The organism is Lentisphaera marina (assembly GCF_028745505.1).
GTDB lineage: Bacteria > Verrucomicrobiota > Lentisphaeria > Lentisphaerales > Lentisphaeraceae > Lentisphaera > Lentisphaera marina.
Map to the genome: position 1 here is coordinate 791,248 of NZ_JAQZZL010000002.1, position 25,265 is coordinate 816,512.

Sequence of the window (25,265 nt, forward strand, 5' to 3'; positions counted from 1 at the left end):
ATGAACTAAATAGAGGTTTTTTACTGTGTCGACATTCATTAATAGAAGAGAATTTGTTAAGTTATCTGCTTTTGCAAGCGGGAGTCAATTACTGAATTCATGCTCTACACAAGCTACAAGTATGAGTCCTCATAATATGTGTGACTTTGCAGCTCCGAAAATAGAAAAAGTTAGAGTCGCCGTAGTGGGGCTAGGAAATCGCGGATATGGCGCGGTACAGAGGTTAATGAAGATTGCCGATCTAGAAATAGTGGCCTTTAGCGATTTGGAAGAAGCTAAAGTAAAAAAAGCCAATACGCTTTTAAGAAATGCAGGTCTAAAAGAAGCCAAAGAATTTTTCAGTGGGCCCGAAGACTATAAGAGCATTTGCGACATGGGAATAGATTTGATGTATTGTGTCACATCTTGGGATTATCACACACCAATTTCAGTTTACGCAATGGAGAGTGGTGTTCATGCCGCAACTGAAGTCCCGGCAGGTAAAACAATTGATGAGATGTGGGAATTGGTGGAAACATCGGAGAAAACACAGAAACACTGCATGATGCTGGAAAATTGCTGTTATGACTTTTTTGAACTGACGTCATTAAATATGGTGCGGCAGGGAGTTTTTGGTGAGCTCACTCATGCAGAGGGAGCTTATATTCATTGTTTGAGCGAGTCAATGATGGGCTCCAGTAGTGAAAATAGTGGAGGCTGGCGTACTAAAGAAAATGTTGGTATCCATGGTAACCTCTATCCAACACATGGTTTGGGGCCTGTAGCACAATGCTTGGATATCAATCGTGGTAATCGCTTTGAATATCTCGTGTCAATGTCGTCTCAGGAAGCGGCTTTTAGTTCCTTTGCTCGTAAGAAAGGTAGAAAGGATATGCTGAACATAAATTTTAGAGGAGACATGAATACCTCTGTGTTGAAAACAGTCAAAGGTCAAACAGTGATGATTCAGCACGATGTCAGTAGTCCACGTCCTTACAGTCGAATACACATGCTGCAGGGGAATCGTGGTATGGTGAGAAAATATCCACGAGAAGAGTACGCTTTACTTGACTATCATAAAGCGCATGAATTCTTGGATAAAGAAGAAAAAAAGGAGTTGGAGGCAAAATACCGTCACCCACTTATCAAAACTTTAGGCGATGTAGCTAAAAAAGTAGGTGGACATGGTGGCATGGACTTCATGATGGATTACCGCTTGATTTACTGTTTGAAAAATGGCTTGCCTTTGGATCAAAATGTCTATGATGCGGCGACATGGACGAGCCTGTACCCCTTGAGTATTGAATCAGTTAAACGGCGCTCAACTTCAGTTGATGTACCTGATTTCACTAGAGGAAAATGGAAGAACAATAAACAACTTCCCATCGTTGATGTGAACCCTAAAAAATTGAAGCTCTACAATACGGATACAGCAAGTGGGCAGTTGAGTGTTTAGTCTCATTAAGAAAAGGGTAGATTTGTGGAAACCATATTTGTAGAAAACTTCTTTGATGGAGATGAAATGCATAAGAATATGCATGTCTCTATTGAAAATGGCCTTATCAAAAAGTTAGAAAAGAAGCCTAGTCATGGTGCTGATATAATTAAAGGCTTTTTGGTTCCTGGCTTTGTGGACTTACAAGTCAATGGCGGAGGAGGAGTTCTCTTTAATCACAGTCCCAATTTGGCAAGCCTTAAAACAATGGTGAAAACTCATGCATCTTATGGTAGTACCTCGATCTTGCCGACAATTGTGAGTGATAGTAGCGAGGTGATGCTAAAAGCTGCTGATGCAGTGGCCGAAGCTATATCAGAAAAACTCTTAGGGATTGCAGGAATTCACTTTGAAGGTCCACAGATATCGAAAGCTAAAAAGGGAGCCCACTCTGAAGAACACATTCGTTCTATTTCAGATGAAGAATGGAAGATTTACGAGAGAAAAGATCTAGGAGCTATCTTGTTAACTGTTGCACCGGAAACTGTCACTCTAGATGATGTTCGACGTTTGGTGAAAATGGGCCTTAAAGTTAATATTGGTCATAGTGCAGCTAATTATGAACAAGTCGAGGAACTTTTAGATGCAGGAGCCGATGGTTTTACTCATTTATACAATGCGATGTCCCCACTAAATTCTCGGGATCCTGGTCTGGTGGGATCGGCCTTATTAAGTGAAAAAGCTGCCTGTGGTATTATCATGGATGGTATCCATGTGCATTATAAGTCCTTTGAGCTTGCGGCAAAAATTAAAGCTCCTGGAAAACTTTATTTAGTCACAGACTGCATGTCATTTTTAGGCTCAGAAGAAACTGAATTAAACTTTTTTAATAAGAAGATTTTTAGGCAGGGTAATGAATTACGCTCATCAACGGGTGAGCTTGCAGGCTCTAATTTAGACATGTGTTCGGCTGTGAGAAATTGTTTTAATAATACTGAGATGGAGCTCAGTGAACTGCTGCGCATGAGTTCCCTGTACCCAGCGCGACACATGGGTTTGGAGAAAGGCTGTTTAAAAAAGGGCATGGCGGCAGATATGCTTCTTCTATCTCATGATTTAAGAGTGGAAAATACCTGGCTCAATGGAATCCAGGTCAGCGAGATTTTTTAGATATAGTTGTTTTATACGAAATCAATCTCAGTATGTTTGATCGTGAATCAATCAATAAAATATTATATTCCCATCTTAAATAATTATTTATATTGTAAAATAATACAATTTATTAGTTTGGTGACTTGATTTAATTCTTTTTGTGAATAAAAGTAGGGTAAAGAAATAATATAAGGTGATTTATTATGATAAAGGCAAGTAAAAAACACGCCATCTTCCTTGTGACTTGGCTTGTGATTTGTTTAAATGTAGGGGCATGGGAGATTGTGGAATCAACTGAGTACCTCAACAAAAATACAGAGTATTCAAGTCTTGAAATAAAGAGTGGTGCTAGCCTCACAGTATCTAGTGGCGTGCAGCTGACTTTAAAGTCTTCGTCTAAGCTTCATGGAGAATTGATATTAGAACAGGGAGCCCAGCTAGAATTGGATTTTGCCAGTGCGGGAACTTTAGATATTTATTCATCAGGGGTTTTAAGAGTGAATGGAAGTATAGATTCTCGTTGTCGCGTTTTTGTCAAAGAAGGGTCGGCGTCGGCATATATAAGTGATGGTAAAAGTAATGGTGGAGGAAGTATTGTTGCTGCTTATTGTGATTTTGTCAGTTTAGGAGCTCAGCCGAATTACAAGGCGATTGAAACTTGGGTGAGTGCTGACTCAGAAGGCTTGATATTTACGGATTGCACTTTTGATAAATGTGCACAAATCAAACATCGTTATGGATTGCCCAAGGGAGCTAAACAAGAATTTTTACGTTGTAAATGGACGAACTCAGTTGAAAAACCTAAGTCAGAACGCAAGCAGTATGAGCTGTGGCACATTCTCGAAGTCCCCTCGGCGTTCGGTAGTGAGGGGAGTATAATTAATTGTGATTTTGATAAAAAAATTGGTTTTTTTAATGCGGCCGACTTTGTCCTAGAGGGAAATGTCTTTCGCGAGGGCATTCAAACCTACTCTCATTGGTGCCCCAAGTGGAAGTCCTTTAAGGGGAATTTTATTCAATCCATGGTGGATGGCATTGAGATGTCGATTTCTTATGGCAATAAGATAGAAGATTGTGTGTTTGTCAAAAACTCTAATAGTTGGAACCCTCATTTTATTGGCGTGGGTTTAGGTAGTGGAAAGGGTAGTGTGTCGGGATCGGTTTTTTGGTTTATTGCCCCTAAAAGTAGTTCAAAAACTCTTGAAGGCGATGGCTTAATGGTGGGAGCTGCTAAAGAAGGCACGCGTGAAGAAAATGTATTCACAATTAAAAATAATATTGTGCTGCCCAATACTAATGGTTTGGATCATAAAAATAATCTCTCATGTACCTTGTTGACAGTTTTATCAAAATCATCTAACTCAAGTATAGAAGTTTTAAATAATACGATTTTTAATGGCAATACGGGAGGGATTAATTTAGGAGAGACAAATCCTTGTGAAGTCGGACGCATAAAACAAATTCGCAATAATATTTTTGTAGGAAGAAATGGCGATGGCTATAAGATTAAAAATTTAGGTCATACTGAAGTCGATGTGATTACATATGAAAATACTTCCCATAATGCATCTTGGGATATAGCTCAGGGTGATTTGAGTTCAGCCAAAGGCTATGTAAACTTGAAGTTTTCAGGCACTCCTACACTTGGAGAGTATGATATAGATGATGTGAACCCGGATTTTGCGAATATGACTCGCACCCCTTACACTTGGGCTTTGAGCCAAGGAGATCAGGCCAATATTAATTCCGTTATGGATCAACTGTCTTGTACCAACAAAATAACCGATCTATTAGCGCATATTCGCGAAGGTTGGAGACCGCAGAATCTAAATTTTAAAGCCTCGGGAAACTATAATGGAGAATTAAAAGACTTGGGAGCCGTAAATCTATCTGGAGTAAGATCTGTCAAGAGTGAAGCAGTAGAAGTTTCAAAGAATAAGTCAGTCGAAAAAATTAATCAAGGACATAAGAAGCCAAAGAAAAGAGCTGTGATTTCTATTTAGGGAGCTCAGTCAAGTCCCTTGTTTGTACTTTTTACATGAACTATGAATTTTAAAAATATAAAGGAAAAAATGAAGAAAATACTCATGATATTAATTTTGCTTAGTATGAGCAATTTAGCTTTTGCTGAACTAGCAGAATATCCCTCTCCATTAAGATTCGAGGAGAGCATTAAAGCTTTTGGAAAATTAGAAAAAGAAAGTAATCCTCCTAAGGGAGCTATTGTGGTTACAGGTAGTTCCACCATCCGCATGTGGAACACAATTCATGCAGATCTCAAGCCACTTAAGCTTATTCATCGAGGTTTCGGTGGGAGTAACATGAATGACCTCTATCATTATTCAGATGAGCTAATTATAAAGCACAAAGCTAGAGCTGTTGTTATTTATGAAGGTGATAATGATTTAGCTGCGGGGGTTTCTCCAGAGCAAATTCATAATAAGTTTCTGGAATTGAAAAATAAACTCTTGAAATCGGATGAAAACTTAAGGATTTATCTCCTTTCTGTAAAGCCTAGTATTGCCCGTAAGTCTTTTTTAGATAAAACTAGAGAAGTTAATGACTTATTTAAAAAGACTTGTGCTTCGAACGAGCAGTTATTTTTTATTGATACCTTTAGTCAAATGATGGAAGACGATGAGATAAAGAGTGATGTTTTTATAAAGGATAAACTTCATTACAATAAAAGGGGTTATGAGATTTGGTCGAAAACTATTCGTCTAATTTTACTCAAGCATGAACTGAAATACGAACAAATACAATGAGAAGATAATCACGATTAGCGACTTAACGATGTATATACATTTACAGTATATATAAATTATGGTGAAACCATTAAACTTTAAATAGCTTAGGGCAAAGCCCTAAGGCAAACGAAGGGAGAAATATACACTATGCCTTCTCATAGAAGGCACACAATTTTTTGGCCCTCGCACTACCCCCCACATTACATGTGGGGCTATTTAAAGTGACATCGCTCTGCGATGATGATACTTGGTTTTCATTGTTAACTGGGCAACTGTAAAGATAGGAGCAGTAGTCATCTTTTATTTGATGATTGGCGTCGTTTTTAAAGCTTTAAGATAGATAGATTTAATAAATTTAAGGATTGAATTATGACTAAAAAAATTTACAGCATCATTTTGGCTTGCTTATGGCTGAGCTTATCTAGTACAGCAAGTAATGTTCCCGATTTGCGAACTTGGCATATTGATGAGGGCAAAGCTAGTCATAAATTTATGATTGAAGCGCAAGGAGAATTTCGTCTAGGATTTGTACGTTCCATGAATTATGGCTTGTCCGAGTGGTACGACCTACATCTTGACCCTGAGGCCAAAAGTAACCTAACTCGCAGAGATTTGGGTGAAGCAGCCAATGGTTTTCAAGGGGCTTTATTTAATCAGGTCATTAATCCCCATGATGTTATTGCCCATATTGGTTTGGCAGGTACGCGCTTTAAAGATGAACCGCGCAATTTTAAAATCATCGAGAATAATGCACGACGAGTGATTGTTGAAGCGACTTATTTTACCATGTTATCTTCAACCGTGACTAAGGATTTTAAATTAAAAACCCGTTACGTGATTTATCCTACGGGCCGCATTTATATACATAATACGATGATCTTTTTAAATGATTATACATTAACTACCTGGCGTCACGCAACAATTAGTTTGGGCGATCCCCAGCATTATGCGTACGGCTCGAAAGAGAAAGGAACTGTAGAAGTCAGTGGGAAGAATAAACTTCGTAATTCAGAGGCTAATTGGAAACCAGGAAGTTTAAAAAATATGGTCTTACAGCAACCTAAATGGAATAGCTGGTTGATCTTGGACAATACCGAGACTGAATTGACTATTGGCCAGCAAATTGGTGGTAGAGATCCTCTAAAATCAGGAACCTATGATATAGGTTCTCATGAAACGATTTATGGTTGGCTGCGAGGGGATAATAATACTAACCCTACTTCTTGGAGCAAGGATGAATCGAAATTTTGTTTTACTTACTGGGATAAAACGACTCCCGAACCCTACAGGGATTATTCGCGAGCAAGTATTTTGTTGGCTCCTTCGCCAGAGAACGAAATCAAGGGTACATCGCGACTTCATAGTTGGATAGGTTTTAAGCGTCAGTATTTTGGTGGAGACTTTAAGATTAGTCGAAAAAAGGGTGAAGAAATTCACCAGCATTATTTAATGCAACTTGGTGCTGAAAATAGTAAATTATTACCCAATATACGCAAGAAAGAAGTGGGCGCAATTTATGCGAATCCTTACCTAAATCCACAAGAAGATTTATCTTTTGATCGCAAAGACGGCGTCTATCTCGTGAACTTGCAGCAAGGTGCGGAATTTTCAGTACAGCGTCAAGACAGCAAGCCAGTATTACTCTGTACAGGTGCTGGGGGCGAGCCAAAAATAAGTTTGAACGAGAAGATACTCCTTGCCGGTAAGGACTATTTGTCAATGAAAACAGATAAAGGCTACTTGATTCAATTTCTAAGTGACTGGAAAGAGAGCGAGCTTTATAAGCTTCGACTTAAGTAATTGACCTTCATTAATCCACAGTGCCATGAATAAGCTGATCTTGATGATAAAAGAATTACATGATAGTGCGTTTGTAAGTCAATACAGTGCGAATGGATTTAGTCATGATTTTTCTGATATAGAGAAGAAACGGCAGGGGTCGGCCTCCTCACTCTTAGCTAGGCTTTCCTACTTATTCTTGCTTTGCATGGGCAGCACCTCATTACATTCAGGTGAAATCATTGATCTAGCACATTCAGAGATCCTATTTGACTTTGAGAGTGATATTAGTCATTCTTGGTTGAATCAAAATTTGAAAGGATATAGTGAAGGGAAAGTCACAATCGAGACCTCTGATCAACATCTAACAAGTGGATCAAAAAGTTTAAAATTGACTTTCCCTGAAGGACACTTGCCTAGTGTTTACACGGAAAAGATTGCGATTGCAGATTGGAGTCAGTACAAAACACTCTGTGCCGATGTCTTTTTAGAAAGGGATTCCCTAGTGGTCTTCAGGGCACTTCAGGAGAAAAGTACCCGGGATAATGGCTGGGATGGATACATGGGGCGCTTTGAAAGAGCCGCCCTTATGAAAAAAGGACATCATACTATGGTGGCTCTTTTAAACCACAAGCGTGATCATCAGTTTCGTCCTAAATACGGCGCAGTCATTCGTTTTGAAATCGCTTTATATGATGCGCAGCAAGGGGAATCCATTTTTATTGATAATATTCGCCTCTCAAAAGACCTTCCAAAGGCCAAGGATATTCCCTTATCTCAGCTCAATGAATACATCCCCACACGAGGAGAATTATTTGAGCTTATGGGAATGAATAGCAAAGTAAAAGATTTTGCGGACTTAGCAGAGCGCGTCAAAGGCAAGTGGGAAAAACCATATGAGCGTTCAGTTGAAGAAGTGGAAGCCTCATTTATTGAGAAATATAATGAAATTGTAAAAGAATACCCCAAGGCGAAATTAGCCATTCTGAGAAATGGGCAAAAGGCTTTTGATCGTGCGGACATGAACAAAAGCTACGAGGGTTGGGATGATACCTATATTACCTGCCATGAGCCCGAGAGTATGCTGATGTACTCAGGCTTGGTGAATCATGGCAAAGCTCCCATGTATGAAATGTTTATGAGACATAGGTCGGCATTAATGAGGGTCGATTTATCTCATCTCCCCAAGGAAAGTAAAATTCATCATGCTTCTTTGTTGGTGTGTAGAACGTCTCGATTTGAGCCCTCACGTTCTCACTTAAACCCCAATCTTTGGGTTGTGGAACTCTGTAACCGTCCATGGGTGGAAGATGAAGCCAATGCTTTTCAGTTCGCGAAACATAAGTATTGGAATAACTACAGTGGTAGAAATTGGGATGGCGAAAACCCTGACTCATTGCCCATTTATGCGGCTCATGGTCCAGGGCAGGGCCAGACCAATGTTTGGGATATGACTGAAGTGACAAGGAAATGGCTTAAGGGTGATATTGCTAATCACGGATTTTGGTTATATGGCGACTCGAAAGACTGGTTGCTGAGTGCTCACTATAGCGAAAGTAATGAACTTAATAAAAGGCCCACATTATATGTCATTTATGAATAAAAAGAATCAGCTCTTTCGCAAACAAGTCAAATCATATATACTGGAATTATTATGAGATACTTCGGCATAAAACAAAAAATTCTTGGCTTCTTCTTGCCCGCACTCGGGTTCATTAGCTTGAACCTACAGGCTGAGCTCATCACCAGCCAAAGTGATGGGAAGTGGGGGGATAAATCAACTTGGGATTCGAGTTCCATACCGAAGCTTGGTGACCAAATTATTATCAATCATCATGTGGAAGTTCACGGCAAAAAGGAAATCGGGCATTCTCCTAAGACGGTAGATGCGGAAGCCGCTATAATTATCCAAGATACAGGGAAACTCGAGCTTAAAAAAAGCTCAACTTTGCTTTCCAGAGGTGGCGTATTTGTCCATGGATCTTTAGTTTTAGCCGAAAATACGGATTTTCAAATAAATGCTGAGGGGGCAGGTGATGAAATTTCTTACCCCTTATGTCTTTCACCGACAAAAGAAGGTTTAGGCAAACTTATTCTTCGTGGCAGAAAAAATCAATTAGCCAAAATTTCTAGCGTTCCCCTCAATCGAGCTTTCATTACAGATGGCCATCGTGTGAAAAAACAGCAGGGTGGCTCATTTTATCGCTTTCCAGTAAAAGGGGGCAGTATTGATGCGGAATACGCGCATTTTTATGGGCTGGGTAATGATAAAGAACCTGCATGGCAATACTCCCAGAAAGATGGTATGGTCCTTAGAATCTTGCATTCTCTTTTCGAAAAATCGGGAAGGATTGAACCACGAGCACTGGCAAAAATTAAATTGAATATCGAGTACACAAAATGGCAGGACTCACTTCCCCTCAGTGAAAAAGATGTCGGTCGAGCGAAAGCTTTATTCAGGACCTCTGCCAAAGCGGGATCCGATTGTACCATCCGATTTTGTGATTTCGATGAATTAGTTTCCTTGTCAATGTGCTTCGGCTACAGTATAGAAGACTCTATTTTCAGGAAGGGTATCGTCCGTTATCAAGGGAAATGGCATGAGGGTGACCTCAAGAGTTTTGAACGGAATTTAGTTCGTTGGCCCGAGAAATATAGCAAGGGTGGTATCAGGTTAGCTTATGGCGAGACCTTCAAAGACTGTATCTTTATTCAAGATTATCAAAGCCACAATAATCCCCACTTTATGCATGTTGCGGGAAAAACGGGCATTGCCAAACTCAGTGGATGTATTTTCTGGTTTACGGGTCCCAATGACTTTAGTTTTGGTCCAGAAGGAGATGGCCCCATGACCGGGAGCGCTGACTACGGAAGTGTTGAAGATAATAAATTCATCATTGAGAAATGTATCATGATGCCCAATAGTTTGGGGCCGAATAAGGCTAGAAATTTATCTGCAAATCTGACAAGTGGAATTTTTGGGACGACCAATAGCACTGTCATCCTTAAAAGAAACACCGCTTTTTCCAGTGGATCGGGGGGCGTCTGTATCGGAGAGACGAATCCCACAGTGAAAGGAGCACTAACTTATGTAAAATCTAATCTTTTTGTCGGTAGTGAAAAGTATGATGGCATCAAAGTTCACGATTTTCACTTGGGGGTCAAGGGGGCAGTTCGAGCTCAAGATTGTGATTATAATGTCGGCTATCGCCTTAGAAAAGGCAGTAATTATGTTCAGGGCAAAACGGGCAAAGGTTATAATGACCTAAAACTCGTGGGAGATCTCGATATTGGGAAACATGATATCGATGATATTGACCCCGTCTTTGTCGACCCCTTTAGGACCCCATATACTTGGTCAAGTTCCCTTAAAGGAGATGGCACTATGGTTGATGCGATGAATCAAATGATGCCTACTGGGACTCGCAAGGTTCAGGATTTGTTAAACTATCTTCGCGAAGGCTTTCGCCCACAAAACCAGAAATTGAAAAATGCTGGTGATCCCGAGGACGGAAGTCCAGATGTCGGCGCAGTGGATTTATAATAGTAAAATGGATTTAGGAAAGTGAAAAAAATACTATTCCTAGTGTGTGGCTTGCTGATGTCGACCTTAGCGGCAGAAACGAAAATTCATCCTCAACACCCACGATTGTTGTTTAGGGAAGCAGATTTGGAGTGGATTCGGGAAAAGTGTAAAAAAGAACCTTATGCAAGTGTATACCAAGCGATGAAGTCCTGGGCAGATAGACATGTGGGCTCAAAGTCATCTAAAGAAGATATGACCATATATGGCTTCTTGTATCAAATTGAAAATGATAAGTCTTACTTAGAAGAAGCGAAGCGCCGTTTGATGGAGGCCTCCAATCATGAACTTCAGTTTCTTAAGCCCACCTATGAAATGAAGTACACCTATGACTTAATTTATAATGGTCTGGATAAGAAAGATCAGGCTTTTTTAGCGCAAAAATTATTAGCCATGCATGTGAGTAACCCCTATAAGCCAGATGTCATGGGGATTCACCAGATCTGTAATGAAGGCTCATCGACCCTAGCGGTCTGGGGGGATGAAGGTGTGGATATGGAGATGCTTAAAAAACGTTTTCAAAAGGAACGAGATGCTTACCTAGACAGGAATTTTAGAGTGGGGAACACAATTGCTCAGCGTTGGGGTGGTTGGCATAGAAGTTTCGAGTGCCGTTGCTGGAGAAAATATATTCCACGTTTTGCTGAGATGTGGTTAAATGCAACTGGGGAAGATACTTTTGACAATCCCTTGATTCGATCCCAAGGGGCTTGGTATTTATATCACACACTTCCAGGCTTTAAAGATCACAAAAATTTTCGCATTATTCCAGATAGTTATACAGCATTTGGTCAAGGCAATGATTACAACGATTGGGATAATCCTTTGATTTTGGCCAAACGTTTGAATGAAGGTCTTTCTCAGTGGTGGTGGCAGCAACCCTTGTCGAGAAATCAGATTTGGGGATATGGCGCGTATAGGATTTTTTTTGTGAATTTGAGTTTAGAGAATTTACGCGAAAAGGATATCGATCGTTTGGCGCAGACGGGGATTTTTTGGCGTATTATTTTATATCATGAACAAGAAGTGGAGACAGTATCTCCAGAGAAGTTTCCAGAAGATGCCTATCACGAGGGGATGGGCTTAGTAAGTATGAGATCGAGTTGGCAAGATGATGCCGCATTTGGCTTTTTTCACTGCGGTAGAATTGCTTCCGGGAAACCCGATGATTTAGATAATAATAATTTCTTCATCTATCGCAATGGCTACTTAGCTACGGATGGCTGGCCAAGGGGTAAAACGGCGCATTACGGTTATGAATGGGATAATTATCGACGTCGTACCATTGCGCATAATTTGATTACAGTTTATGACCCCGACGAACCCTTAGAAAACTTTTATAGTCAATATGCACGAGTTAACGTGCCTACGCATACGGCGGGTAAAGTAGAATCAAATGATGGAGGCCAGCTTGGTCAGCACGTTCTTGAGCTAGACCCCAATTTACACCCTTGGAAAGAAGAGAAAGCCACTAATATTTATAAGCAGAATGGCTTTATTCGAGCTTTTCGTTCTAGCCCTGAATACACCTACACTCTAGGAGATGCGACTGAGTCCTATTCAGCTCATAAACTCGAAGCTTTCACCCGTGAATTTGTCTTTTTAAAACCGGGGATATTCGTGGTCTTTGATCGTGTCGTCAGTAATAAGAAGGAATTTAAAAAGACCTGGCATATTCACCCCATGGAAAAGCCTGAGATTAATGGCAAAGATTTTAAATGGAAGGCATTCCGACCCAAAGCAGCTTATAGTAATAAATCCCCCTTAGGTTGGCTTGCAGGGACAACTTTATTGCCGAAAGAGTCAAGTACAGAACTTATTGGCGGCAAAGGCAAAGAATGTTGGGTTGATGGTAAGAATTATCATACCGTTCGCGGTGAGGATATCAGTCGGGGACACTTCACGAAACAAGATGAGGAAGAATGGAAAAATTCTTGGCGTATAGATATACGCGATAAAAATGAGGAAAAAGAAACTTTCTTCCTCCATGTTTTACAGACTTTTCCAGATGAGCCTGAAAAACTTGCTCAAGTCAAATTACTTGAAGAAAGTAATTCTTACGGGGTCCGCATCGAAGATGAAGGGAAAGTTTGGGAACTCACTTTTAATAAAGATGGTGGGGGTAAGGGAAAAATTTCACTCAAACAAGACGGCAAAAGCATTATCTCTGAGCACTTACCAAGTAAAGTAGAAGATACTTATAAGGCTTGGGAAAAAGATCCGCGATATGAGAACTGGATTCGTGACAAGCGTTACCGCTTGGTAATCCCCCAAGAAGATTTCATCAAAGAATAAAAAAAGCCCGTGAAGGTTCACGGGCTTTTTGATGTGTGCTATTTCTTGCGAAAAATTATTTCTTTGAAAAGAGGGGGAATTCAGTTGAGGGAGTACGACTGGCATCCATTTCTTTTTCGAGCTTCTGAACGATCTCGGGGTACTGTTGAGCGAGGTTGTTTTGCTCTGCAGGATCTTTTTTGAGGTTGAAGAGTAGAGTTTTCTTCTTATCGGGATTATTGATGAAGAGTTTGATGAGCTTCCAGTCACCCATGCGCAGCGCACGCTTACTTTCGTGAAGGTCGATTTCCCAATAGAGGCTACGGTGAGCCGGCTGAGAACCTTTGGCGAAAAGTGTTGGTGTCATTGAAATGCCATTGATATCAGCAGGTGCTTTGGCATCTGCGATGTCCGCAAAAGTAGGAAGGATATCCCAGAAAGCTGAGATATGATTGGATTCAGTGCCAGCTTTAATTTTTCCGGGCCAGCGCACGATAAATGGTGTGCGAATACCCCCTTCATAAAAATCGCGTTTGTGACCTGTGAAAACCCCATTAGAACCAAAGAACTCGGGATCAGCACCGCCTTCGATATGTGAACCATTATCGGAAGAAAACATAACAATTGTATTATCATCAATACCAAGTTCTTTGAGTAAATCCATAAGAACACCAATGTCTTTGTCCATGCGAGTCACCATGCCTGCAAACGCCGTTCTTGGCTTTTCTTGAGGGTAGTAGAATTTGTTACCTTTAAAAGTTTTTGTTTCTTTGATTTTACCATCATACTGAGCCATGGAATCCGCGGGGACATCGAGGTCAGCGTGGGGAATGATTTCCGCTAGGTAAAGGAAGAAAGGTTGCTTGTTTTTAGCGTGCTTACGGACAAAATCTTCGGCTTCGCGATGAATAATGTCATGAGCATAAACTTTGCCTTTGAGCATTACTTTTTTATCATTTTTCCAAAGGAAGTCGGGGTAGTAGTGATGCGCGTGCTTTTGGCATTTGAAGCCGTAGAATTCATCGACGCCATGGAGCGCGGGATTACCACTATTATGTGTGTAACCAAGCCCCCATTTACCAAATACACCTGTTGCGTAACCCGCATTTTTAAGCATGGTAGGAATACTCTGAGTTCCGGCAGCTAAAGGCGTTTGACCAAACTCGTATTTGCCGTTGGGAGAATTGGCACGAATTTGTGCGTAACCTGATGTTTTGCCTGTAAGTAGAACAGATCTAGAGGGCGCGCAAACTGTCGAACCCGAGTAGTGTTGATGAAACTTCATGCCCTCGGCAGCCATTTGATCTAGGTGAGGGGTTTTGATGATCTTTTGGCCATAAGTTCCTAGATCACCAATCCCAAGATCATCTGCAAGGATGTAGATGATGTTTGGCTTCTCAGAGGCCATGGTGCAAAAGCCCAGCATGAGAAGAAAACTGAAGAAGTAGTTAATCATTTTTGCTTACCATAAGCTACGAAGAGGCAAGCATTAGCAGGAATAGTTACCCAGTCGCCTTCCTTTAGCATTTTCTCGCCCCAAATATCGCGGAGGCTAAGGCCATCAAGACTATCTAAGCCTAAGTAATGCTTACTGAGCTTGATTTTACGCGTTTTTTCACCGCGATTAAAAATGCCAACCCAGCCTTTGCTCTCGTCAGATTTGTTTGGAGTGACCCATGTTTCCATCTCGCTACCTTCGAATTCAAGTGTGCCTTGAACACCATTTTGGTTACAAGCAAGCATGTCTTTATTAGTGATGAGTTTGAGAGAAAATTCATCGAGAGTTGGTAGATCACCACCCATCATCAAGGGAGATGCCGAAAGGGCACGCATGGTCATGAAAGTGTACATTTGTTCAGAAGTGAACTGAGACCAACGCTTGTAGCCGTGACCCGCAAGACGAACAGCTTTTTGATTCTTTTCTTTTACTTTGGGTTCGGGAGACATTAATTGAAGTTGACCGAAAGGAATCATGTCCATATCAATCCAGAAACCAGGTTCAGAGTACCCAGACCATTTACGCCAGGCTTCGAAGCATTGATCAAGACCTTTTTGTTCATCCCAGATATCCGCAGTTACGCGCAGCATATTACCCATTTTGAAGGATTTTACGGCTTCTTCGTTTTGCGGTGCATTATTACCCGGTGAGAGGGAGAGAAGCATTGGGCGACCTGTTTTCTTAATAGCTTTTGCGACGGCCGCAACTTCGTCCGGGTGAGGAACAATATCGTCGTACTTAATCATATCTACGCCCATATCAGCCATGTGTTGCATGAGTCCGTCGTACCATTCCTGAGCACCAGGTTTGGACATGTCAACTGCGTAATTATACTTACACCAAGTACAATTTTCTTTGGGGTCGGTATTGGCTATATCGCGAGCGGTGTAATTGGTTCCTTTGATTGGAAGATTGAGGTCGTAGGCTTTTCTTGGAATACCACGCATGAGGTGAATGCCAAATTTAATTCCGAGTTCATGACAGCGGTCGATAACTGGCTTGAGGCCATCTTTGAAATAAGTTTCAGAAGGTAGGAAGTGACCATATTCGTTGATCGCTATGTCGTGAGCATGTTTTTCGTTAGGTAAGTTGGTGCCTGGCTTTAATTTGTATTCGCCAAACCAGCCATTGTCGATAACGAAGTATTCGTAGCCATGTGGCTTAAGTTTTTTGGCAAAGTCTTCAAGGTTAGCCATGGCGGCTTCTTGAGGGATATATACACCATAACTATCAAAGCTATTCCACCCCATCGGTGGAGTTTGAGCGAGCTCTTGCTGTTTAGAGCTTTGGCAGGATGCAAGGAGTAGAGCCCCTGCCGTTAAAATAAATTTTTTTGTGATTAGTTTCATAAAATTCCCTTAGTGCTATTTGTTTTTAATAGTTTCACTAACAAACGTCTGGAAATTGGACTTCTATACACTCAAAAGTGATTATTTTTATTAAATCATCCGCAAGATTAGCTTTAAGACTTCGTATATTATAGATGAAACTAAATGAGAGCCTATGCCCAAAAATATACAGACTTTAGTAGATGATTTAGATCATGATTTATCTTCCTTGTATGATGCAGATGATAGTGAGATTGATGAAGCCGTGGTTTTTCCTCTTTGCTCATCTCTGAAAAATAATTTGAACTACTTGGATGAAGTCGAAATTGATCGAGGCGGGGAAAAGAGAATTTTTAAAGCCTATGACCCTCGTTCCGATCGCCATATTGCCTTGGCGCGGCCACTCAAAGATTCTAAAGAAAATGAAGAACGCTTTTTGCGAGAAGCGCGCATATGTGCAGGGTTGGAACACCCAAACATCATCCCTGTGTATGATATTGAATTAGATGACGACGAAAAGCCTTTTTTCACTATGGAACTCTTGAAGGGTCAGACCCTTAAGGACTTATTAAAAGACCATCATAGATCAGTTGAGTGCAAATCTGGCTTGGCACAATTACTAGATATTTTCGTCAAGGTATGTGATGCAGTAGCTTTCGCCCATTCTAAAAATGTCCTGCATTTAGATGTTAAACCGGAGAATATTAATGTAGGTGAATATGGGCAGGTCCTTTTAATTGACTGGGGCTTAGCCAAAATTCTCAATGATTCCTTGAGTGAGGATTTATTCTCTGATGATAACAGTCTAGATATGGATTTACTCAATGATATGACTCAAGTCGGGACTCTAAAAGGAAGTCCAGGCTTTATGGCGCCCGAACAAGCTGAAACTAAAGGAGTCAAAACCTCAGCCACAGATATTTATTCTTTAGGTGCTTTACTTTACTCTATATTAACCGCGGAAATGCATGTCCAAGGTGAATCAATTGAAGAATTATTGGTCAACACTCGACAGGGTGAACTTCGAGATTTTCCAAAGGATAAATATATACCGGATAGTTTAAAAGCGGTTTTTTATAAAGCTTGTCAACTAAAGCCAGAAGAACGCTATGATTCTGTGGAAAGCTTAAAAGGGGAGATTCAGTCCTTTTTAAGGGGCTATGCAACCCAAGCAGAAGAGGCAGGATTTTTAAAATTGCTAAAACTCGTTTACCATCGCAATCGCATTCGTTGTCAACTTATTTTTGGTTTCCTAATTTTTAGTTTGCTTGGAACATCTTTGTTTATCCAAGCCTTAAGGGAGAGCGAAGCGGAGGCAATTGTAGCGAGAAATAAGGCTGAGACTGCGTTGGTTCTATATGAAAAAGAAAAGAGAGGTCGCGAAAGTATTATTGCTGACTTTGATGAATCACTTGAAAATTTCAAAGAGAACTTGGGGAGTTCTAGTAATATCGAAGATCACTTTAATCGCTTATTAGTAGGCACGGCGATTAGCTCTAGTCGCCAGTTAGACTTTGATATGGCACTGGCTTTGACTGAATTGGCAATTCAAAAGAACCCTAATGACTATAATGCGATTGCCGAGAAAGGTTTTATTCATTTGGTAAGACATGAATTTAACAAAGCTAATGGGGAATTTAGAAAATGTTCGACTCATACGCCCCATATCTATGATCTCATTCGTATAGCAAATGATTATGCCCAGATTAAACCCAACGATGAGAAACGTTTGACAAATAAACAGTTTTTAGAGCTTGTTCGGACCTTACCGGATAATCGTTCGTGGTTAAAGCATTATATGTTGGTTTATGATCATAAAGTCAACCCTTCTTTGCAAGAACATAGCGAATTGGTAAAGGGCTACCTACTTATGTTAAACCCAGAACTTGATGAGAAGAATTTCAATTTTAATTTCATTCAAAGTCAAGATGGCAATCGTTTAGATCTTTCTGGCAACTCCAAGCTCCATACGCTTAAAAATATGGGCGGCAAATTTTTCCCCTATCGTTCAATATTACGCACTTTGGATTTAAAATATTTAGATTTAAGTCATAGTGGCTTATTAGGGTTTCAGCCTATTGTGGAGTTAGACTTAAAAGAACTTAATTTAGCCCACACACCGATAAAATATTTTAAGTTTTTGTCAGAATTTAAAGAAGTTCCGAAATTATATTTATCAAAATCGCAGGGGTTTAATGCTGGACCCACCAATGTGAAACCCATCATAGTTGAATGATTAAGTGGGCTTATTTTTTTAAGCAATTAATCCACATTGGTTTAGAAGCTACATCGTAAGTTTTTAAAATGGACAAAGTTCCTGTGGAGTTATTCATTTTGAAAATACTTAGGGTATTTGAATTAACTGCAGAACAAAGTACGAATTTGTTTTCTTTATCTATTGTTATGCAACGCGGCTTACTGCCGACACTAAATGTGCCGATGCGACTAATCAAAGAGCCCGATTCTGAATCGAGTTGATAAGCTACGATGCAATCTTTTCGCGACTGAATATTTTCGTCGGTGTAGTCTCTTTCTGCAATGTAGATAAAGCGCGCATCAGCACTTATGGCGGATATCCGAAGCACTAAAGCGTCGATCGCTTTTTTCAGGTAGAGTGGATACGGTTTGGACTAAATTAAGTTGACCTGTTTTAGACCGACTCCAAAGGGAAATCCCACCACCTTTTTCATTTGAACTATAAAGTAGGTTTTTAAAAGGATGAAAAACAAAATGACGAGGTTCATGATATTGCTTATCTGTATGGGGCCCCATACTAGCCTTCGGTGATAAAAAGCTTAAACGCTCATTCTTAAAACTAAATTGATAAATTTTATTAGGAGAAGTGTGAGGCGCGTAGACAAAAGATCCTGTTTTATCGATTCCGATTGAGTGGGCTCGATCATCTGTTTTAAGATCATCAAGAACTTGACCTTTGTATAAGTGATTTTCTAATTGATAAGACGTCACTCTACCATCTGAATAATGTGAAGCAAAAAGGTATTGACCATGACGATCTATAGCAAGAAAACCACAAAAATATGGTGTCTTTGCATACGCGACGCTTTTTAAAGTTCCATCATCATTAATTTGAAAAGTTTCAATTCCACAATTTTTCTTATCCTTAACTGAAACGTATAAGAATTTTTTATTGGGAGCCATGACCGAGTTACCTGGCGCAGCTTTGCTCATCGCACTTTGTTTAAAGGTTAATTCTCCATTTTCTAGAAGCTGATAGACTTCTATTTTTTTATCACCTTTGGATGATAAATAAACAAATTGCTCAGCTAAAATAGGCATGGACCTGAATCCGTGAGCTGATCTTAAAAAACAGCTTAAAAACAAGAAAACCTGTTGGTTTATAGTAATTTAAGTTACGACACCAAAATCACCCAACAGGTTTTCTCATGAATAAAGCATTTAAACTCGACACAGGCAATGATTCCCTTCACAGTATTGGCGGAATATTTTTAGGTGGCCAAGTCCTTCAACAAAGTGAAATTGACGATGAGTTCAATACAGATCACAAGGCCAATCATATCTTTCAAGATCTAGATATTTTCAAATCACAGGTGGGGTTACTGATTCAGAGGCGTGAACGCTTCACAGATATTAGTCAGTTTCGTGAAAACGAAGTCTTTATGAAATCACTTGGATTAAACAAAGTTCCATCCGAGGAACGTTTGCGTCAACGACTAGAAATCATGTCTTCTGAGCATGAAGTGCATTTAAAATCAGCGAATACAAACCTGCTCAAAAAACAGTGTATAGGTAATATATCAAAAGGGGGGATGAATTTTATTCCACTCGATATGGATGTATCACCCATGGATAACTCCGGTAGCCATAAAGAAAATGTGAGTTGGACATATAAAAATCATGACGGATTTTCTCCCATGTTTGCCTACCTTGGAACTGAGGGCTTTATGCTAAATAATGAGCTGCGTCCAGGTTCACAGCATGCACAAAAAGGGATGCCAGAGTTCTTAGATGACAGCTTTACTATGATCAAAAAATTAAAGCTTAAGCACCCCGTACTACTTCGTTTAGATTCCGCTCACGATGCTGAGGTTAATTTCGGACACCTTCCTGATGATCAATATTTTCTGATTAAACGGAACCTTAGAAAGGAATCTAAAGAACAGTGGCTATCCAACGCACGGCGTTTAGGGCGACAGCTTAAATCTCGAGATGGTAAGAGTGTCTTTGTCGGTGAACTCCATCACAAACATCCTGGAAACAATGAAGAACATAAAGTGGTTCCTGTTATTTTTAAAGTTACGGAACGACTCGAAGATCAAGATGGCAATCGACTTTTGATGCCAGAAATCGAAGTGGAGACCTATTGGACGAATTTACCTTTAGAAGCCGAGGATGTGATCGAACTTTATCACGATCATGGAACCAGTGAGCAGTTCCATAGCGAATTGAAGAGCGATATGAATGTAGAGCGTTTACCCTCAGGGAAATTTAAAGCGAATCAATTCTTTTTGCACTGCGCTATGCTCGCTTTTAATGTGCTCAGAGTCATTGGTAATCACCTTATCCATAATAAATCTTTGGCTCCAATTAAAATCAAAGCCCAACGACGCCGCCTACGGTGCGTGATACGTGACTTGATTTTAACCGCTTGTAAACACGTAAAGCACGCAGGAGATGAAACTCTCAAGTTTGGTCGACATAGCCCTTGGTTTAAGCTGTATCAAAAAATATCATTTAGCCTTTAATCCACTAATAAGAAGTTTATTGCAAAGCTCTTTTATTGAGTTTTGTGCTTTACTCTGTCCAAGTTGGGTGAATTGCCTTAGAAATTGCTATATTTACTATCCTTAGACACCTGATCACGAGCGATAGGCTTAAGAAATAAGGACATCTCACAATCTGGGATAAAAACGATCTAAGAATTACTCGACCAAACCATTATCTCATGAATCTCAAAACCTGATCACGGATTCAGGATGGATAAAAAAATCATCCCTATATAAATCCACTTCATCATTTACACGTTTCCTTAATCTACTTCATTCACAATTAAATTAAGCGTAATTTGTGAGTGAAATTAGCTTAACTTATTCGAGCTCTTTCTGAGTCCATGGTTTGCTCCGGCTACCATAGGAACTGCGAATTTTTTGAATTTGTCGAGCTTGAATAGCTGAGGCGCCATTTCCCCATTCATTGCGAATGTAAGTTGTGATAGAACTCATCCATTCGTCATCATTGGATCCCATGGGTGCCATGAGTCCACTATAGGTTTTGCCATCAATGGGTCCCGTCATTCCATGAAGTAAAATTTTGATCAGGGTATTTTGGTGTCCCTTAACTCTGGGGTTGTTTACTAGTGCAGGGGCGAGCAGGCTTTTACCATCGGTTCCGGTAATCCCCATGCCATCTTTACCATGGCAGGCATAACAAAGACTATCGTAAATGATTTTTCCTTTATCGAAGCGTTGTTTATCTTTACCTTTAAGTACGGCAAGACGTGGCTTGTCGTAGCCGGGCTGACCAGGCCAGGTATACCAATACAAAGCTTCGTTGATGAATGCATTTAGGGCTTTGTGATTTTTAGCTAGGGCTTCAATCTTTGTGATTGCGGCAGGCTTTTCGGTGAACTTATAGGCTTCGTGCTTGGTGTAATCGATTTCTCCTTTTCGGGTAAGTGGAAGGGCTTTTTCCATAGCCTGAATCATTGCGGGTTGGTACTTTTTGTCATTTGCTAGAATCGAGTCTAAGTATCGTAAAGCACGTTGCTTATTCTTGGATATTAGGATCATTCTCGTCATGCCGTTAATCCATTCTTTGGCATGTTTTACATCTGGATTCTGCGCCAAAAGGTTTTTCAAAACTAATTCTTCTTTATCTTTCATTGCGGTCATAGTACAGGCCGCTAAAACTCTGTTATCGAGATGTTTCATAATGGTTTGACTGATGAGATGGCTCGCTGCTTCGCGGTTTTCCTGAGCAATATCTTTTAATGAATTACAAAGACCGAGGGAGAGGACGATTTGCTTGGCAAGTTTTGGCTTGGAGTTATCTAACTTGCCGATCTCCTCAATGAAAGTCGTGTCTTTTTGCATCAGTGATTCACTGGCTCGGACGGCATTAACTTGAACAGATATGTGCTTGTCCTTAATGGCTTGTTTTGCGAGCTCCGCATTCCACTGTCCTAAGCCATGGAGGGTCCACATGGCGTGGAGTCGACCATAATGCGATGTACTGTTTAAGACCATTTCTTTCAAACTTGCGACAACAGATGTATCCTGGGCAAGAACTAGGCGTTTTTGAGCTTCATCACGCCACCAGCCATTGGGGTGAGCCAAAGCTTCAACGAGCTGTGTACTAGAGAATTCATCGAGTTTGGGTACGGCACCGGGTTTGAGACCTTTTTTGCTGATACGGTAAATACGTCCGCGCTGAATATTGTTTTGCAGCTTCCTGCGTTCTACTTCATTGCGTAAGTATGAACCCGGTTTTACCCAATTGCCGTCCTGGATAATACCGCGATACATATCAACGATATAGAGGCATCCGTCAGGACCGGTGTAAGCGTGGACAGGTCTAAAGTTTGCATCAGTTGAAGCAATGAATTCAACTTTTTGATCTTTATTTGGATTTGTGAGTCTGCGGTTACCTTGCTCATCTTCCACAAACTTAGCATGCCTAACTAAGCGGCCAACAGGCTCGGGGATCCAGTAACTTTCTTTCATTTCTTCACCGAGCTTGTCGCCTCGAAAAATGAGTTGACCGCCAATAGCAGTGAAGTTTTTTAGTGTATTATTTTCCGGGCGAATTGCGCCTTTGCCACCTTGGACATCGGGAGTGCCGACAATCGGGTATACTTCTTTAAAGTTGGATTCAACCATTTCTAAACCCTTAAGGAAATTCGCATTGGAAAGTCCTGCCGGTTCTAAATAATCCAGTCGGAATTGTTCGCCATACCAGGGATTGGTGTTGCCTGTGGAATAAAGGTTGCCTTCACTATCCTGAGTAATTCCCCACTGACCTCTGAAAACAGAGCGATGACTAGTGATTTTTCCGCCATCTTTGTCCGGCGTATAAGTGAATTTTTCAGCACTTTTGGCGTTGTACATATAATTATCAAGACCCCACATGAGACCATTGATTTTATGTTCCACATTACCGCTGCGCTTGGCAAATTTATCATAAATTGATTTGCGAACATCGGCAACTCCGTCGCCAGTTGTATCCTGACAAAAGAAGATTTCTGGTGGTGCACCAATGAGCATGCCTCCCTTTACGGCAGCAATTGTTCTTGGTTCAACGAGTTTATCGACAAATACACTTTGCTTATCCATGATGCCGTCGCCATTGGTATCAACTAAACGAACAACCTGGCCAACAGGGTCCTGAGCTCCGGTGTGATCCGCATCTTGCATATAACCACGCAGTTCCACGACGTAGAGGGCGCCGTCACCACCCCATGCCATGGCGATGGGTTCGTTCACCATGGGCTCGGCGGCAACTAGATCAATCTGAAATCCTTCTGGAACTTTGATCAGCTTGTGTGATTCCTGTGGGCTGAGTGGTGTAGCATCCGGATCCGGGTTAATACGGTTTGCGGACTGCGCAATACATAAATGACTTAGTGCTGTGAAGGCCATGAATTTAGCTAACAATGAAAATTTCATATTTATACCTGAACTTGTTTTTTAATATTAACTATTCATCGACTGCAAATTAAGTTTCTGACCCCTAACACTAAAAAATAGGCAACTTTTTTGAATTTCATATTATGTACAATATTGTATCCTTTTTAGATCCCCATAACTAACAGAGTTTAAAAATGCTCTGTATAGAAAGGACTTTGTCTTGCGTTTAGATATTATTAATAAGTAGTAGTCATTTAATAACAGTGTTCACTTTTAAGGAGAAGCTATGAGTCGTATATATTTTCTGATCATCTCATTATTGTCTTTGGGATTTGTTTTTGCACAAAGTCAAAAACCAAACATAGTATTAATCATGTTTGATGATATGGGTTATTCAGACCTGGGTTGTTATGGAGGAGAGGTAAAAACCCCTCATATTGATTCTTTAGCAGAGGGAGGTGTAAAATTCAGGAATTTTAAAAATACTGGTCGTTGTTGCCCAAGTCGAGCGTCTTTACTGACTGGGCGACATCAGCATGCCGTGGGGCTTGGTTGGATGACTGCGGTGGACGAATATCGTCCCGGGTACCGCGGTCAAATCAGCAGCAAAGTCCCTACAATTGCAGAAATTTTAAAAACAGAGGGCTACTCAACTTATATGTCCGGCAAGTGGCATGTGAGTGTAGATGGGGGCTGGAAACCTAAGGGTAGCAAACCAAATGGGAGTTATCCATTAGAAAGGGGCTTTGATAAATTTTATGGGACGATGAGTGGAGGCGGAAATTTTTATAAACCCAAATCACTTTATAAAAACGATAAACTAATAAGCCATTATGATAAAGATTATTATTACACTGATGCCATAACAGAAAACGCTTTGGAGTTCATTGAAAACCATGATGCTGCCAAGCCTTTTTTTCTTTATTTGGCACACTACGCACCCCATCGTCCGCTTCAAGCTCCTAAAGAAAGAGTAGAATTATGTCGAGAGCGCTACAAAGTTGGATATGATCGACTGATACAAGAACGCTTTGAGCGAATGAAGGGCTTGGGTTTAATCGACTCCAATCAAACACTTTCATCTGAAGTAGCTGAATATAAAGGCAAAGCTCGTCCGAATTGGGAATCTTTAAGTGATAAGATGAAAGAGAGCTGGATAAAAGAAATGGCGACTTATGCGGCGATGATTGAGATAATGGATGATGGTATTGGAGAACTCATACAGGAGCTCAAAAACCGTGGTCAAATTGAAAACACATGCTTTATCTTTTTGAGTGATAATGGTGCAACAAATGAGGGTGGGCAAATATCTCAACTGGCAGCTGATTTGAGTAATACGCCATTTAGATCCTATAAAGCAAAGACTCATATGGGTGGTATCAGTTCACCACTGATTTTTCATGGTTCTCATAAACTGAAAGGCAAGGGTGTCCGATCTGAATTTACCCACATCACAGATCTGCTTCCCACTTGCCTGGAATTAGCTGATGTAGATTATCCTAAAAGTTTCAATGGAGAAGAAATAGCATCAGTCGACGGTGTGAGTCTGCTTCCCAATATCAATAATGACAAAAAAATAACACGCGACTTTTTCTTTGAACACCAAACTTCCTGTGCCATCATTTCCGGTGATTGGAAGTTGGTACGCATGAACAACAACGTGTCATGGGAGTTATATAATATTAGCGAAGATCCATTTGAACATAAAAACCTAGCCAAAAGTAATCCTGAAAAAGTGATGAGTTTAGAGGGGAAATGGCATGCCTGGGGAGAGCAAAACAATGTCTTACCTTTGAACCCCAAAGGGCTTTCGTGGAATAAACGCGTTGAAAAATATACTAAGCTCAACCCTGATCAGCTTGGTCTCGACAAATAGGAGAAGCAAA

At 40.5% G+C, this 25,265-nt stretch carries 16 protein-coding genes; 11 read left to right on the forward strand and 5 right to left on the reverse strand.

Annotation, left to right across the window (positions count from 1 at the left end; all coding sequences use genetic code 11):
- The first annotated feature begins 25 nt into the window (after positions 1–25).
- The 8 genes from PQO01_RS14440 (at position 26) to PQO01_RS14475 (ending at position 12,970) form a co-directional block, all read left to right on the forward strand.
- On the forward strand, positions 26–1,435 hold the full coding sequence (locus PQO01_RS14440; RefSeq protein ID WP_274314793.1) for a Gfo/Idh/MocA family protein: 1,410 nt from the start codon (positions 26–28) through the stop codon (positions 1,433–1,435).
- 24 nt (positions 1,436–1,459) lie between these two features.
- Positions 1,460–2,584 carry an N-acetylglucosamine-6-phosphate deacetylase gene (nagA, locus tag PQO01_RS14445; RefSeq protein ID WP_274314794.1) on the forward strand — a complete coding sequence of 375 codons (1,125 nt, stop codon included), beginning with the start codon at positions 1,460–1,462 and terminating at the stop codon, positions 2,582–2,584.
- Positions 2,585–2,769: 185 nt separating this feature from the next.
- The gene (locus tag PQO01_RS14450) at positions 2,770–4,569 is read left to right on the forward strand and encodes a hypothetical protein (protein ID WP_274314795.1); all 1,800 of its coding nucleotides are present in this window, start codon (positions 2,770–2,772) and stop codon (positions 4,567–4,569) included.
- Between the two features lie 69 nt (positions 4,570–4,638).
- Entirely contained in the window at positions 4,639–5,331 is a 693-nt protein-coding gene (locus PQO01_RS14455) for a GDSL-type esterase/lipase family protein (protein ID WP_274314796.1), read from the forward strand.
- 351 nt (positions 5,332–5,682) lie between these two features.
- Entirely contained in the window at positions 5,683–7,113 is a 1,431-nt protein-coding gene (locus PQO01_RS14460; protein ID WP_274314797.1) for a hypothetical protein, read from the forward strand.
- 43 nt (positions 7,114–7,156) lie between these two features.
- The gene (locus tag PQO01_RS14465; RefSeq protein ID WP_274314798.1) at positions 7,157–8,695 is read left to right on the forward strand and encodes a DNRLRE domain-containing protein; all 1,539 of its coding nucleotides are present in this window, start codon (positions 7,157–7,159) and stop codon (positions 8,693–8,695) included.
- Between the two features lie 51 nt (positions 8,696–8,746).
- Positions 8,747–10,636: a hypothetical protein gene (locus tag PQO01_RS14470; protein WP_274314799.1), complete on the forward strand. Its 1,890-nt coding sequence runs from the start codon at positions 8,747–8,749 to the stop codon at positions 10,634–10,636.
- Between the two features lie 21 nt (positions 10,637–10,657).
- Entirely contained in the window at positions 10,658–12,970 is a 2,313-nt protein-coding gene (locus tag PQO01_RS14475; RefSeq protein WP_274314800.1) for a hypothetical protein, read from the forward strand.
- Positions 12,971–13,025: 55 nt separating this feature from the next.
- Here the strand turns inward: PQO01_RS14475 and PQO01_RS14480 are convergent, their stop codons facing one another.
- Both PQO01_RS14480 and PQO01_RS14485 read right to left on the reverse strand, forming a co-directional pair.
- On the reverse strand, positions 13,026–14,405 hold the full coding sequence (locus PQO01_RS14480) for an arylsulfatase (RefSeq protein ID WP_274314801.1): 1,380 nt from the start codon (positions 14,403–14,405) through the stop codon (positions 13,026–13,028).
- Positions 14,402–15,796: a TIM-barrel domain-containing protein gene (locus PQO01_RS14485; protein WP_274314802.1), complete on the reverse strand. Its 1,395-nt coding sequence runs from the start codon at positions 15,794–15,796 to the stop codon at positions 14,402–14,404. Before PQO01_RS14485 ends, PQO01_RS14480 begins: the two co-directional genes overlap by 4 nt.
- 154 nt (positions 15,797–15,950) lie before the next feature.
- Between PQO01_RS14485 and PQO01_RS14490 the strand changes: the two genes are divergently transcribed.
- Positions 15,951–18,011: a serine/threonine protein kinase gene (locus tag PQO01_RS14490; RefSeq protein WP_274314803.1), complete on the forward strand. Its 2,061-nt coding sequence runs from the start codon at positions 15,951–15,953 to the stop codon at positions 18,009–18,011.
- Between the two features lie 10 nt (positions 18,012–18,021).
- On the opposite strand, the gene PQO01_RS14495 is transcribed toward PQO01_RS14490, so the two are convergent.
- Entirely contained in the window at positions 18,022–18,360 is a 339-nt protein-coding gene (locus PQO01_RS14495) for a beta-propeller fold lactonase family protein (protein ID WP_274314804.1), read from the reverse strand.
- Positions 18,332–19,072, reverse strand: coding sequence for a lactonase family protein (locus PQO01_RS14500; protein WP_274314805.1), 741 nt, complete (start codon positions 19,070–19,072; stop codon positions 18,332–18,334). The genes PQO01_RS14495 and PQO01_RS14500 overlap by 29 nt, the downstream gene beginning before the upstream one ends.
- 107 nt (positions 19,073–19,179) lie before the next feature.
- Here PQO01_RS14500 and PQO01_RS14505 point away from each other — a divergent pair, with 107 nt between their 5' ends.
- Positions 19,180–20,499, forward strand: a complete 1,320-nt coding sequence (locus tag PQO01_RS14505) for an IS1380 family transposase (protein ID WP_274314806.1) — start codon at positions 19,180–19,182, stop codon at positions 20,497–20,499.
- Positions 20,500–20,841: 342 nt separating this feature from the next.
- Here PQO01_RS14505 and PQO01_RS14510 read toward each other — a convergent pair whose 3' ends face one another.
- Positions 20,842–23,418, reverse strand: coding sequence for a DUF7133 domain-containing protein (locus tag PQO01_RS14510; RefSeq protein WP_274314807.1), 2,577 nt, complete (start codon positions 23,416–23,418; stop codon positions 20,842–20,844).
- Positions 23,419–23,665: 247 nt separating this feature from the next.
- Between PQO01_RS14510 and PQO01_RS14515 the strand changes: the two genes are divergently transcribed.
- Positions 23,666–25,255 carry an arylsulfatase gene (locus PQO01_RS14515; RefSeq protein ID WP_274314808.1) on the forward strand — a complete coding sequence of 530 codons (1,590 nt, stop codon included), beginning with the start codon at positions 23,666–23,668 and terminating at the stop codon, positions 25,253–25,255.
- Positions 25,256–25,265: the final 10 nt, after the last annotated feature.